We start from the raw sequence: 324 nt of genomic DNA, 5'->3' as shown, positions 1-324 counted from the left end.
GGCGCTGCACACTTTCTCCAGATTTTCCTGCAACGGCGTAACGCCAATATCTACCTGTTATTTAATGAACTTAGAAGTTGTAAGTCACGCCGAGGTGAACTTCGTTGTCTATGCTGTTGAAGTTTCCGCGGAAACCGGCGTCAGCAGAGAACTGTTCAGTAAAAGCGTAGCGTAAACGTGCGCCTACTGATGCGAAGCCGTCTAAGCCCCAGTCATAGCCTGCATCCACAATAGCTGTCGTTTGCTGGCTGAGTTTGGTCATAGCACCAATACCGGCATAAGCGCTGGTGTCGTCGCCGTATTCAAAGTCATAATGGCTAACAC

The 324-nt window shown here is 49.4% G+C and carries 1 pseudogene; it reads right to left on the bottom strand.

From position 1 onward, the window contains the following. Positions 1-70: 70 nt before the first annotated feature. Positions 71-324, bottom strand: a pseudogene (locus B3180_RS14015) (hypothetical protein); the annotation flags it as partial.

Origin of the sequence: Idiomarina sp. UBA4206 (assembly GCF_002383015.1) — a bacterium.
Taxonomy (GTDB): domain Bacteria; phylum Pseudomonadota; class Gammaproteobacteria; order Enterobacterales; family Alteromonadaceae; genus Idiomarina; species Idiomarina abyssalis.
Note: the sequence above shows the minus strand (reverse complement) of the source record. Positions and strands in the feature narration are given on the sequence as shown.